The following is a 13,556-nucleotide window of genomic DNA, read 5'->3' on the forward strand; positions in this document are numbered from 1 at the left end:
AAGGGTATCAGTGTTTCGTATTAGCTTAGTTCGAATTTTAACCTTGATTTTAAAGGGGTATTTAGTGTATTATACTTCGTGTTCTAATAATTAGTCATCTAATGAAGTTTATTAAAGATAATACAGGCTTGTTAATCTTAACGTCATTTTTAATCTTTATAATCATGCATTAGTGATGTTGCTAGTATTTGAACATTACAAAATATCATTTACCGAATTCTTGGTATTGTTTTGCCAAACAAGTTTATTTAATTATTTAAGTAAATAAAGGTTTGAGTTGAACTATTACTTTCAATATTTAGCCCCCCATCGTGGCGGTTAAATCTCGGTCCTTTGGTCTTCACCCTATCTGTTGGTGTATCAGACTTTAGAGGCTCTATGTATGTTGTTAATAAAAAAGCCACACACAGCTTTTTACAGCGATGCATAAACAACACTTTTAAATTTTTTGATTAGTGCTGCTCAATATTATTGGGTTGTTACTACTTTGTACTTAACCTTAAATCTAAGCCTCTCGTTTTAGATATGGTTTTCGCGTGTGTGTAAAAAAGTGTTGCCTAAATGAAAAGAAAAATTCGAAGCTATGTTTTAAACCTAGCTACTTAGTTTTAGCTCGTCTAATTAAGGCGAGCGCAGATAAAATGGAAAGTTGAGCATTTATGCAAAAGTTAAATTGGCGACGTATCGTACTTAAAGTAGGTAGTGCATTAATTGCACCAGATCAAGATGGCTGCCGTTCGCGTTACATATTAACCATCGCACAGTTCATTGTTCGTTGTCGTGCCCGCGGGATAGAGGTGATTTTAGTATCATCTGGTTCAGTAGCGGCTGGCGCGCATTTATTCCCATCAGACAAACCTCGATCTGTGGTAATGAAAAAAGCAATGGCGGCAGCAGGCCAAACAGAAATGATTGCCATGTGGGACCGCTTTTTTGACTTTCCTTCTGCGCAGTTATTATTAACGCACGGCGATTTACGTGACCGTGAGCGTTACCAAAGTATTCGCGAAACCGTATTCACTTTACTTGAGCATGGTGTACTCCCTATCATTAATGAAAATGATGCCGTCACCACTGACGAGCTGCGAGTAGGTGACAACGATAACTTATCAGCAATGGTTGCAGCAGCAGCAGATGCTGATGCGTTATTAATATTTTCGGATGTTGATGGACTTTATGATAAAAATCCTAATTTGCACGACGATGCCGTGTTACTGCCTGAAATAAAATCAATTGATGAATCTATTTATGCTATGGCAGGATGTGCAACAAGTGCTGTTGGCACTGGTGGCATGAAAACTAAAATAGAAGCAGCCGAAAAAGCAACGTCACATGGTATAGCGACTTATATTATAAACGGCTTTAAAGAAGAAACATTTACAAAGCTGCTAGCTGGAGAAAACCCTGGCAGCGTATTTTTACCGTACGAAAAACCAATGCAAGATTCTGTACACTGGATGACACACACAGCGAACGAGCAAGGCGAAGTTGTTGTTGATGGATCATTTGACGAATCGCTAGAAGGTGAAAGCGGATGTATTCGTGGTGATGAAATCATGGAAGTTCATGGTGAATTTGCTGTTGGTGATACCATTTTAGTACGTAGTGAAGACGGTACGCGTTTGGCGAAAGCGACCGCAAATTATAGTAGCTGTTTGTTAAACTTTATTGCAGACAACGAACAGAGTGAATTCAGCGAAAAAATGCAGGATTCAATTGGACCAGTTATATCTGAAAAACATATCGCATTATTGGAGAAGTCATGAGTTTAATTACGGACATTTCACGTCAGGCAGCAAAAGCTGCACATACACTTGCTTTACTCGATACCGAGACTAAAAACCAAGTATTAGTTGAAATGGCAGCGGCACTAAGAGAGCAAAAAGCATTTATAATCAAAGAAAACGAAAGTGACCTAAGCGCAGCACGCGACAATAACTTAGCAGCCTCAATGATCGACCGCTTAACTCTAAACGCTGAGCGTATTGAAGCAATGGCAGAAGGTATTGAAGTAATCGTAAGCCTGGACGATCCTGTTGGTCAGCTACGTGATATTACAGAACGTCCAAATGGCATTAAAATTCGTAAAATGCGCGTACCTCTTGGCGTTGTATGTATGATTTACGAAGCCCGCCCAAATGTAACAGCAGACGCTGGCGCATTATGTTTTAAATCAGGTAATGGCGTAATTTTACGTGGCGGTAAAGAAGCACTTAAAAGTTCGCAAGCTATCGCAAGTGTAATGCACAGCGTACTTGAAAAACATAACTTACCAGTATCACTTATTTCAGTGATTCCAGATCCAGATCGTGCACTATTAATGGAATTAATGCAGCAACGTGAAAGCATTGACTTAATAATTCCACGTGGCGGTGAAGGCTTAATTAACTTTGTTACTGAAAACAGCACGATCCCAGTAATTCAGCATTACAAAGGCGTTTGTCATCTATATGTAGATAAAGATGCAGACCTAGAAATTGCGCTTAACTTACTACTTAACGGTAAAACGCAACGTACGGGTGTTTGTAATGCACTTGAGGGCTTAGTAGTTCATCAAGATGTTGCAGATGAGTTTTTAAATCTGTGCGCAGTTGTATTACGCCAAGAAGGTGTAAAAATAAATGCTGACAGCTTTGCAGCTAAATACTTTGATAATGCAACTGTGTTAGCCGATAACGAATTTGGTGAAGAATACCTAGACCTAGAAATCGCTATTCGCGTAGTTCCAAGCTTTACGGCAGCGGTTGAACATATCGCACAGTTTGGATCAAACCACACAGAAGTAATTTGTACCAAAAACGAAGCTGCTGCAGAGTTGTTCCAACGCAGTGTTGATGCATCTGTAGTGATGGTTAACACATCATCTCGCTTTTCAGATGGCTCACAACTAGGGTTAGGTGCAGAGATTGGTATAGCAACTTCTAAGCTTCATGCATACGGCCCTATGGGGCTTGAGTCACTAACTACTGAGAAGTACTTAGTGAATGGTGAAGGCCAAGTTCGCGAGTAACCGCTAAAGCTTAATTTTATTAAAAAGCCGAGTATGGAAATACTCGGCTTTTTGTTTTTTCAGACTACTCTGTAATTAATTTAATTTAATTTATCAAGCCAGTCATTTGCAGGTTCAGGTTTATGCAAATGGTAGCCTTGTAATATTACTTCAGGGTATTCTTTAAATAAATCAAAGTGAGATTGATTTTCCACACCTTCAGCCACTATTTCGAGTTCAAATACACGGCCTAAGTTTACAATCATATCAATAATTAATTTATCATTATTATCGGTAGGTGCTTCTAAAACAAAAGAACGGTCTATTTTTAGTTCTTGTATTGGTAATTGTTTTAGGTAAGTTAAGCTCGAATATCCAGTACCAAAGTCATCAATTGATACTCTTACACCTAACTTTTTAAGACGATGGACAGCGCTAATGGCTGCTTCCATATGATTAAGTAAAGTCCCTTCAATAATTTCAATAGTCAGCTGTTGAGGATTAATCCCATATTGTTCTATTTTATTGCTGATGAAGTCTAAAAAGCGTGGCTCATGAAAGTGGCGTCCACTTATATTTATAGATAAGTTTAAATCAGGGTGTGTTTTACTAATCTGCGTTAAGATTTTTAGAGCGTTTGAGCTGACCCAGCAATCCAAATCATAAATAATATCAGACTCTTCAGCGATCGATATAAACTCCCCTGGGCTAATAAACCCTTTTTGAGGATGTTCCCACCGTAATAAAACCTCAGCACCTTTAAGTTTATGATTTCTGTCAAATTGAGATTGTAGATAAAGGGAAAGTTCATTTTGCGTAATTGCTTTGCGTAAATCTTGCTCAATTTCAAAACGACGCTTTGCTTGCTCGCCAAATGAGGTATCAAAAAAGGTAATTCTGTTACCCCCTTTCTCTTTTGCTTTGTAACAAGCAGCTTCGCAGTTTCTAATTGTTTCTATAGCACTTTCCCATTGATCTTCTCGAGGGAAAATATACGTGCCAATGCTCACAGTTAAACTTATTTCTTGTTCATCAACAAAGAAAGGCTGATTTACGGCAATTAATAACTCTTGTGCTTTTCTCTGGGCAACTATTTGAGCTCTAGTTCGGCCTATACCTTTATCAAGTGTACACAATACTGCAAATTCATCACTGCCTAAACGAGCAATAATATCTTTTTTATCAAGATGGGAATGAACACGCTTAGTAAGCTCTTTTAGTATTTTATCGCCGGCAAGTAAGCCTAAACCATCGTTAATTGAGTGGAAGCTATCTATATCAATAATGTAAATATAAGCGTAATTTTTTTCAGAGGTGCAGACTTGGAGTTGTTGTTCTAATTGTTTTAAAAATCCATTTCGATTAGGTAGGCCTGTAAGTTCATCATGCCATGTTAGGTAATCTATTCGTTCTTGAGTGACTTTTAAGCTAGATATATCGCTAAATACACCAATGTAATGTACGTTTGTATCTTGATCGCCTTTAACCATACTGAGAGTTAGTAATTCGGGATAAAGCTCGCCATTTTTTCGTCTTGTTACCAGCTCACCACTCCAGTAACCCGCTCTATTTGCATGATGCCAAACTTGATCAAAGCTAATACTTGGATGATTATTTTGTTTTACATCGTGCAACTGCATTTGCAGCGAATCAGCTTCACAGTAACCTGTAATACGACAAAAAGAGGGATTTACAGCAATTATTTTGCCATCATTGTCTGTAATAACAACGCCATCTGCAGTGCCCGTTAAAGCTTGATAAAATAATTTTTGTTTTGAAGAAAGCTGTTTGAGTTCTTCTTCACGCTCACTTAATTCTAATGCAAGCGATTCTATTTCGAGGAGTTTATCGTGCAGATCAAAGTTTTTTTCTATTAACCTATCTAGCATGCCTTGTGCTGTAATGTGGGTACGAATACGCGCTCTAACGAGTGCTAATTTATAAGGCTTATGTATGTAATCAATTGCGCCCATGGCAAAGCCTTTTTCTTCAGACTCCTCTTCGGTAAGCGCTGTTACAAATATGACAGGGATCCCTTTCGTGTTCTGTTTAGCTTTAAGTATATTACATACTTCATAGCCATCCATGCCCGGCATCATTATATCGAGCAAAATTAAATCTGGACGTGTTGACTCAACAAATACGAGGGCTTGTTCACCACTTGTAGAAATACGTACGTCATAATCAGTTAAAAGTCCTTCAACTAATACGTGTAAATTACTAGGTTCGTCATCAACAATAAGAATTAAAGGTTTTTGCTTTTGCTCTGCAGTTAATCCATTGCCATTTGCGAGATAATTTGAATGCACTATCTATCCTTCTTTGCGTTCTTTGCAACATTAAATCTAGTTCAGGTTGGTGGTTATGCCTAATTTTTATTATCGTTTCTATAGTTATCAACTAGCTCAATTACTAACGCGTAGTTAAAATGATCGATAGCTTCTTTGAGCTTAAATAAAGGATGGTCTCGATCGTACTTATTTCTGTCTAATTGCCTAATCAAACTACTAGGTATTGGACGAGCCGTTAATGCTAATGAATATATATCATCAATAACTGAATCTTCACTTCCTAGTTCTTGTAATTGTATATGCTCTTTTTTTAGGTTTTCAGCTACTAAAAACTGTTTTATAGCAAAAAGCGTGAGTGTTAATTGATCAGTAAAGTTGGATAATTTAATGCTTTTTCCATCAATTAATTTCTTCTCAATACTTTGGGTACTTTGGGTACTTTGGGTACTTTGTTCCAGTAGTTCCAAACCTAATGTACCAGCTAACCCTTTAAGTGTATGCACGAGTCGAGTTAGGCTTTCGAACTCTTCATTTTTGATTAATATATCAGCTTTAATCGAAAAGTCATTGTAATCGTTGACGAATTGAGTAAATAATTTCACTAATAATTCGTCATTATTCTCTAAGTTTTCTTTTGCTAATGGGAGATTTATAGTACTTAGTGGTTCGCTACTTTGTAGGTGCTTTTCTATACTTTTGTAAAGCGCATCAAAAATAATTGGCTTGACTAAAAAGTCATCCATACCCGCTCTAAACGCTGCTTTTCTATCACTAGGATCGGCAGCGGCAGTAATTGCAATTATTGGGGTTTTGTAGCCTCGCTCTCTTAATATTCTTGTTGCCTCTAGCCCATCCATAACTGGCATTTGAACATCCATAAAAATAATATCGATGTCATTTATCTCTACTTTATCTAATGCATCATGTCCATTATCAGCAATGATTACAGTCATATCTAATCTAGCTAAAAGAGCTGAGGCTATTTCTTGATTAATTTTATTGTCATCAACAACCAGTGCATTAAATCCAGAAAATTTAGGATGAGGTTTCAATAGCTTTTCTTTAAAGTTACTAGGTGAAAGCTTTCTTAATACTTCTACTTCGCTATTTTTATTACCAATAATGATAATGTCTATATTTTCATTTTTTGCAATTGGTTCAGGGAACTCTTCATCGGTAATTAACAAAATAAGCGTCAGTTTTTCATTAGCGTTTTTATTTTTAGCGTACAGTTGCTGTAAAATAAAGTTATCGTTGAGCTCTTTTTTCTCTATCGACATTATTACAATACTAAATGGACTATTGGGCTGAGACATTTTAGCAATGGCCCTTAATGGTTCTTGTGTTGTTTCTGTTGTTATATTTATATTACTTAGCAAGTCCATTAATTTTTTAATTTGCTCATTATCGGGGCTAATTAATAGGGCATGTTTTTTAAGTTTTTGCTGCTCAGATAAGGTAAAGGGTAGAGTAAAGAAAAACTCGCTACCTTGATTAATCGTGCTTCTTACTTGAATATCTCCGCCAAGCAGTTTAGCTAATTGTTTGCTTATAGTGAGTCCTAAACCGGTACCGCCGTACTTCCTTGTTGTGCTCGAATCACCTTGTGAGAAAGACTGAAATATAATTTTTGATTGATCTTCCGTCATTCCAATTCCGGTATCTTTTATACTAAAGCGTAGGTTTATTGTTTTTTCGTGTTGAGATGTTGCTTCTATAATTAATGATACTTCACCATGCTCTGTAAATTTAATTGCATTGCCTACACAATTATTAATTATTTGGTTTAGGTGCATGGGATCGCCAATAAGTTCAAGGCCCGCATCTACATGTAAAATAAAGTTTAATCCTAAGCCTTTTTGTTTTGCATTAGTTGAAAACAAATTTTGAACGTTGGAAACAATAGTATGTAAGGTAAACGGGATTTGCTCTAACTGAACTTTGTCAGATTCTAGCTTAGAGAAATCTAAAATATTATTTAAGATTTGTAATAGGTTTTGAGCGCTTGAAAAGGCTTTATCTGCATAGTGCTTTTGTTTTGAAGGAAGTTCGCTACTTTGTAAAAGTTGCAGCATGCCTAATATACCATTCATTGGAGTGCGAAGCTCATGGCTCATGTTAGCTACAAAATCTATTTTTGTTTTATTGGCCTTATCGGTTTGCTGCATAGCACTCGTCAGGTCGGCATTCATTGCCTCCATTTGAGAATTTAATACACGAGTTTCGTTAAGTAGCTCTTTGGTTTGCTTATTTTTTAGATATAAAGCATTAGCTGCTTTTATTACCGATGCTATTTCAGTTTGATTTTGGCTGTAATTAGAAATAGTTACGGGCTTTTCGTTATTCATATCTTTAAGTAATAAAGTGAGTTGAGTAATCGGTTTTATAACCGATCTAAAAATAAAATAGCTTAAAAATAAAACGATTAACATAATTAAAGCGGCAAATATATTCGCCTGTTCTGTATTTGTAGTTAAGTGATTACTTAGCTTGTCTTCAGTTTTAGCTAGTTTGTTTTTTTCTATCTTTTTAATTTCATTTGTTAAGTATAGTAATTCGTTTTCTATACCTGTTAAAACTACATTTACAGAAAAAGTGTAGCTGCGGGTAAGCAGTACAAATTGGTTGTAAGCTTGTTTTAAATTTACTGCTTTATTAGAAAATGATTCATTAATTATCGAGGTGCTCGTTAGCTTTTTATATAAGTGGTCTAAGTTTTGTTTAACATTTTGTGCTTCATCAAAATTAGGCTTATAGAGGTAACTTACCGCTGCGTGTTTTAAATTACTAATTGTAAGTAAAACATCGTTAAAAATAACTTTATTGCTATTGTTTGAAGACTCTTCTAAATCACTAATTGTTACTTGTAGGTCATCAATAGGTTGTTTAAATTGAGTAGTGTAAAGATGTTCACGTTTCTTTCTGTTTATGACAACTTGGCCAAATGTATCTTGATAACTATTTAAATACTCGCCAAGGCGAATTAATGAGTTACTGTGTTCTGGTGCGTGGTTTAAGGTGCTTGTTTTTAGTTGTTCAAGATTCAGATTTGCCTTATTTAAATAAAAATTAAATTTGGTAATCGTATTTTCGTTTGCATGGTCAATAAATGAAACCGCATGCCCTTGCAAAGAGATTATGTCGTTTTCTAAATGCGTTACTGCCTCGCTTTGAATTAGCGCATTATGCTGAGATTGTTGTAAGCTAAGTAAAGCGTTTTGCGAATAGTTAAATAGGTAACTTTGCAAAAGGAGTAGCCCAACAAGTAAGCATAAGGCTAAAATTATTTTTGATTTAATAGAATTTATTATCATTATCGGCTAATCAACTCATACCATTTTTGCAAGCTGTAGTCATAGGTTGGCATAACTGTATTCCATACTGCTACATTGCTAAAGCGTTTATGGTAACTACCGCCATTACGCTGCTCTCCCGCTTTTACTGCTACTTCGCCATTGGTATTTAATAAATCTACGTTTGTTACTTTTCCATCGTACCAGTAATCCCATTCAGCCGGAGATAGTAGTAGTTTAGAGCGTTGTGGATTACTAATGTAATAACCTTGGCGAGCGATAAATGCGCCTGGCCAGCCCGAAAGCCACCAGTTCATATAATCGTAAGCTGCATCTTTTACGCTATTTTGTGTTTGTGATGATAAGCACATAACACCATGCCAGCCTCTGTACCCTTCTTTTGGTGCAGCAAAGCGTACATTAACGTTTTGGCTGTTTAAGGCTGAAACCGCAGGCGAAAACATACTTTCTATATGGGCACGTTTACTTTTCATAAACTCAATTGACTCGGGAACTGAGTTCCAATAGCCGCTAAAGTGACCTTGGCGTTTAAAGTCGAGTAATATGCTAAACAATCTATCAAGTTCTGGGCGGGTTATTGCACCTATATCGTTAAATTTTATAAGCCCTTTACTTTGTGCTGCTAGGGCTAGGTCAAATAACCCAATGGTAGGCGCATTTACAATAGCTACTTTGCCTCTGTTCTCGTCATCAAGCAGCCAACTCCAGCTTTCTGTTTCGTATGCTATACCGGGCTTAATAAAATCGGTGTTGTAACCAAAAGAGTCAACATTATGCACATAAGGTAAAAAGCTAATATGATCGCTTTCTTGTGCGCTTAATGTCCCATCAGGTTGAACATTTAATAGTTTGTAAGGGGCATCACCTGCACCAATACTTGCAGTTTCGGTTAGTTTTCCCGTTTTAGTCAGTGGGTTTATTTCGTTAAAGTAGGTGAGTCGTTTTTTTTCTATTGGCTGTATAGAACCTGCATCCCAAAGCACATTAATGCTGTTTGACCATTGTTCGTATAAATCAAAGGAGCTAGGGTCCATTGATGCCTTTTGCAAAACAGCAGCGCTACCTGCGGGGGTAAATTCAATATTAATACCTAGGTCGCTCATCGCTTGTTTGCGAATAGCTTCTTGGAGTGTTACATGAGTACCAAGCACTCTTAACGTCACTTTTTTTCGGGCAAAAACATAAGGCGCATGTGTTATTGCACCAGCTGTTAAACCTATTGCAGCTAGCTTTTTTAGCGTTGAACGCTTAGGGTTGTCCATGTTAAGCCTAAAGTACTAATGTGTGACATTATGTATAGCTAAGAACTTGTAAAGACACAAGTTGAATGGATAAATTTAAAATTATATAGAATGAAAAATTAGAATAGTAGGGTGTCAAAAAATAATAAAAACAATGAAAAAATAGAAGAGTAGAGCGAATTTGAAAAGGAGTAGGAAAGTGGTGGAGCTAAGCAGGATCGAACTGCTGACCTCCTGCGTGCAAGGCAGGCGCTCTCCCAGCTGAGCTATAGCCCCACATTCCTAAGTTACATATAATAATGTAACTGCTTGGCTGCTGAGTTCCAAGCGGGACGAACTTTAAGTTTTTTTATAAATTTGGTCAAGTATTTTTTCGTAAATTTTCACTGTTTACGTCAATTTTTGTTAGACTCGGCTTAATTCAAAACTAAAACGATAAAAAACAATGAAAAAATGTGTTCTAGCGCTTATGGTTTTACTCGCTGGTTGTGCCTCAAATGACAGTCCTCCTTTTGAAATAAATAATAAACAGTTTCACGAAAGGCAAGATGAGCAAGGCAATAAACTTTTTGCTTATGTTGTTTCGGTAAAAGCTAAAAATCGTGAAAACTTTAACCTAGACCGTGGTCCTAACAACAGACCAAGCCGTGGTGAAGTTAAGCAGTATATTGAGCAAGAGCATTTTGAAGAGTCAAGTGTGCTAAAACTGCAGTTAGAAGATCAAGCTGTTGAGTTATTAAACCAAGAGTTAAAAGAGCGCCAGTATTGCGATAATAAACACGAAGTAAGTGAAGTTTTATGGCGAGACCTAAGCGTACAATTAAGAGGGCGTTGTTTGTAATATGTTGGCTGATAAAAGCAAGTTAGCAGAGCTTTTAGCGCAGCTAAGTATTAATTACGATGTGATAGAACATCCACCGCTACACACGAGCTTAGCGGCTGATGAGTTTATGGTTGAACGCCCGGGTACGCGTCTTAAAAACCTATTTTTGCGTGATAACGAAGGTAAGCGACACTTTTTAGTTATTACAGCACACGATAAGCAACTCGACTTAAAGACATTGTCAAAGCAGCAAGGACTTTCACGTTTAGGATTTGCTTCAAGTGAGCGTTTAGCTAAGTATTTAAAGGTAGCGCCTGGGTGTGTATCAATGTTGGCTCTTTTAAATGATAAGCAAAACGAAGTAAGCTTATGGGTTGATCAAGAGATTTGGCATGGAGAGTTGTTTCATTGTCATCCGTTTGAGAACACCCAAACATGGTTACTTAGTAAAGCTGACTTAAACACATTTTTTAATCACACAAAACATCAGCCACGCGTTGTATTTCTGCCTTCTAAGTAAGCCCACAAAATTAGCAATAAACCACATAAGCAAACAGCAAGCAGCGTAAACATAAACGCTGTTTGCCCATGATGTTGGTACACCACACCGGGTAATAACGAGCCAAGCGCTCCACCACTGTAATAAAACGATACATACCCGCCATTGGTCACACTGGGTGGTGCTTTGCTTATTTTATTAACGAGCGGCGCTGCGGTTGAGTGAATCACAAACATTGCACCACAAAACAAAGTAAATGCGATTAAAAATAAGCTGAGCTGGTGGCTCATTAGTAAAATAATACTCACGCTATAAAAACTAAAGACTGCAGTTAATAAATGCCAAGGAGAAGGGGCTTTTTTAAGTAACCAAGGCGCGGCAATCGAGGCTAGAGCCCCAATTAAATAGCCACTGTAAACTAAACCTATGTCGCGAGTATTTGTTATTAAAAACGTATTTTGCAATATAAACGGTAAGTAATTAAGTAGTGCAGCAAAGCAAAAAAACATACAAAAAACGGCACCGTACACTTTAAGTACAGCGCCTTCTTTAAGTTGTTTAATGTAGTTAAGTGGCGAAAGCTGAGACTTTGTTGCTGGGTTCGAAAATTGAGAATGTTTGATTGTTAAAGCTAAAAAAATAAGCATAAAAGCAATAACGTAGTAAAAGCTCTGCCAATTCCATAAATCGCTAAATAAAGCCGCGAGGACACGGCCAAAGTAGCCTCCAACTATACTGCTACCAATATATAGGGTCATATTTTTTTGAAGTGTATCAGCGCTATAACTCATGCCTATATAACTAGTCATTGCAGTTAAGGCTGCTGGAAGCGTTAGGCCTTGTAAAAATCTAACTAATAGCAAAAGCTCAAAGCTAGGTACATATATAAAAAGTAAGCAGCTAAGGCCTAAAAACACCATTGCAATACGTAATATTAGTAATGGATTTCTTTTTGCCAAAAACAAACCATAGACGAGCGGGGCAATGGCTAAGGGCAACATAGTTGCAGTCATTAAGCTGCCAGCTACTGCAGGGGCTACATTAAATTCGCTTGCAAAAAGGCTAAGTAGAGGTTGTGGTGCATAAAGTACAAAAAATATAAATACCGAGCAAATGAGTAGATGAGGTAAACGCATTATATGGCTTATACATTTGCTGATTGGTTACGTGACATTGAATTAAAAATTGTTTTTAATTGATAATTAAAACCATGCTCTTTGCGTCATATCATGGATTGTTTTAATTAGTTTGTTAGATTAATGTCGATAGCGCTGTTATTTGAACTCGTTGGTGATTAAAATAACCCTAATATTAGTTTTTAGTGGAACAAAGCCATGGGTTCATTACAAGACCAATTGCTTCAAGCAGGATTAACAACATCGCATAATGCTAAAGTTGCTAAATCAGAAAAGCGTAAGCAACAAAAAAAGCAAAAGAAAGGGGCTACTAGTAACCCAAGTGATCTGCAAAAGCATATACAACAAACCAAGCTAGAGCAGCAAAAAAAAGCTGAAGAGCTTAACCAAACACGCCAAGTGAGCTTAAAGCAACGCGAGCAAGAAGCGCGTGTTAAACAAATTTTAGAGCACCACAATCAAGACGCTATTCGTGGTGAGCGCACATTTAATTTTACTTATCAAAACAAAGTAAAAAACCTAGACGTGAACGAGAAAACGCAAAAAGCGTTATCGGGCGGTCGTTTAGCTATTTGTGTACTAGAAGGGCAATTTTACGTATTAGACGACGAACCAGCACGCAAAGTGGCTGAAGTTGACGAAAAGTATATTGTTTTTCATGTGGAGCCTGAAAACAAACCAAAAGATGAAGATGACCCATACGCAGACTTTGAAGTACCAGATGATATAGTGTGGTAACAGTCTATTAAGGGCAAGCTCATTTTTATTTGCTAAAGTATATAAAAATGAGATAGAAACGAGTTAGCGGTTTTTGGTTAAGTTGATCGTCTAGCGTCGTTTCGTACGTATGCTTTTTATTTGATTGTTTACTACAATCAATAGAACAGTTTTTTCTAACCGTCAAAAAAGAAGAGTAAATACAATGAGCAAGATGAAAACACTACTATTAGGCGCGGGCATTACTTTAGCCGCAAGTTTGTCGTTTAATGCAGCTGCTGCCGATGGCGCTACACTTTATACCGCTAAAAATTGTCAAACCTGTCATGGCGCTGAAGGTAAAGCACCAATTATGGGAATGTACCCTAAACTAAGTGGTCAAAACAAAGACTACTTAGTAGCGCAAATGAAAGACATTAAATCAGGTGCACGTAATAACGGTATGACTATGGCAATGAAAGCAATGGTTGCAACGGTAACTGATGAAGAGTTTGAAGCAATTGCAGATTATCTAGCTAACGTAAAATAATTTACGCAGTTATACCA

At 37.0% G+C, this 13,556-nt stretch carries 10 protein-coding genes and 1 tRNA gene; 6 read left to right on the forward strand and 5 right to left on the reverse strand.

The window, feature by feature from the left end:
- The first annotated feature begins 659 nt into the window (after positions 1 to 659).
- Both proB and I6F53_RS03475 read left to right on the forward strand, forming a co-directional pair.
- On the forward strand, positions 660 to 1,766 hold the full coding sequence (gene proB / locus I6F53_RS03470) for a glutamate 5-kinase (RefSeq protein ID WP_166420417.1): 1,107 nt from the start codon (positions 660 to 662) through the stop codon (positions 1,764 to 1,766).
- On the forward strand, positions 1,763 to 3,010 hold the full coding sequence (locus I6F53_RS03475) for a glutamate-5-semialdehyde dehydrogenase (protein ID WP_197238494.1): 1,248 nt from the start codon (positions 1,763 to 1,765) through the stop codon (positions 3,008 to 3,010). Before proB ends, I6F53_RS03475 begins: the two co-directional genes overlap by 4 nt.
- 80 nt (positions 3,011 to 3,090) lie before the next feature.
- Here the strand turns inward: I6F53_RS03475 and I6F53_RS03480 are convergent, their stop codons facing one another.
- The 4 genes from I6F53_RS03480 to I6F53_RS03495 form a co-directional block, all read right to left on the reverse strand.
- On the reverse strand, positions 3,091 to 5,298 hold the full coding sequence (locus tag I6F53_RS03480) for a two-component system response regulator (RefSeq protein WP_197238495.1): 2,208 nt from the start codon (positions 5,296 to 5,298) through the stop codon (positions 3,091 to 3,093).
- 59 nt (positions 5,299 to 5,357) lie between these two features.
- A complete protein-coding gene (locus I6F53_RS03485) occupies positions 5,358 to 8,594 on the reverse strand; it encodes an ATP-binding protein (protein ID WP_197238496.1) in 3,237 nt (1,078 codons plus the stop codon).
- Positions 8,594 to 9,856 carry an ABC transporter substrate-binding protein gene (locus I6F53_RS03490; RefSeq protein ID WP_197238497.1) on the reverse strand — a complete coding sequence of 421 codons (1,263 nt, stop codon included), beginning with the start codon at positions 9,854 to 9,856 and terminating at the stop codon, positions 8,594 to 8,596. The genes I6F53_RS03485 and I6F53_RS03490 overlap by 1 nt, the downstream gene beginning before the upstream one ends.
- A gap of 179 nt (positions 9,857 to 10,035) precedes the next feature.
- Positions 10,036 to 10,111 (reverse strand) — tRNA-Ala (locus tag I6F53_RS03495).
- 169 nt (positions 10,112 to 10,280) lie between these two features.
- On the opposite strand from I6F53_RS03495, the gene I6F53_RS03500 reads away from it, so the two are divergent.
- Both I6F53_RS03500 and I6F53_RS03505 read left to right on the forward strand, forming a co-directional pair.
- Entirely contained in the window at positions 10,281 to 10,676 is a 396-nt protein-coding gene (locus I6F53_RS03500; RefSeq protein WP_197238499.1) for a hypothetical protein, read from the forward strand.
- Position 10,677: 1 nt separating this feature from the next.
- A complete protein-coding gene (locus I6F53_RS03505; protein WP_197178057.1) occupies positions 10,678 to 11,178 on the forward strand; it encodes a prolyl-tRNA synthetase associated domain-containing protein in 501 nt (166 codons plus the stop codon).
- Here the strand turns inward: I6F53_RS03505 and I6F53_RS03510 are convergent.
- Positions 11,145 to 12,293, reverse strand: coding sequence for an MFS transporter (locus I6F53_RS03510; protein ID WP_197238500.1), 1,149 nt, complete (start codon positions 12,291 to 12,293; stop codon positions 11,145 to 11,147). The genes I6F53_RS03505 and I6F53_RS03510 overlap by 34 nt on opposite strands.
- Before the next feature lie 198 nt (positions 12,294 to 12,491).
- Between I6F53_RS03510 and I6F53_RS03515 the strand changes: the two genes are divergently transcribed.
- Complete coding sequence (locus I6F53_RS03515; protein WP_197178055.1) at positions 12,492 to 13,031, forward strand: DUF2058 domain-containing protein; 540 nt, start codon at positions 12,492 to 12,494, stop codon at positions 13,029 to 13,031.
- 184 nt (positions 13,032 to 13,215) lie between these two features.
- Entirely contained in the window at positions 13,216 to 13,539 is a 324-nt protein-coding gene (locus tag I6F53_RS03520; RefSeq protein ID WP_197238501.1) for a c-type cytochrome, read from the forward strand.
- The last annotated feature ends 17 nt before the right edge of the window (positions 13,540 to 13,556 follow it).

The sequence above is a fragment of the Pseudoalteromonas sp. SWN29 genome, assembly GCF_015864465.1.
Classification (GTDB): domain Bacteria; phylum Pseudomonadota; class Gammaproteobacteria; order Enterobacterales; family Alteromonadaceae; genus Pseudoalteromonas.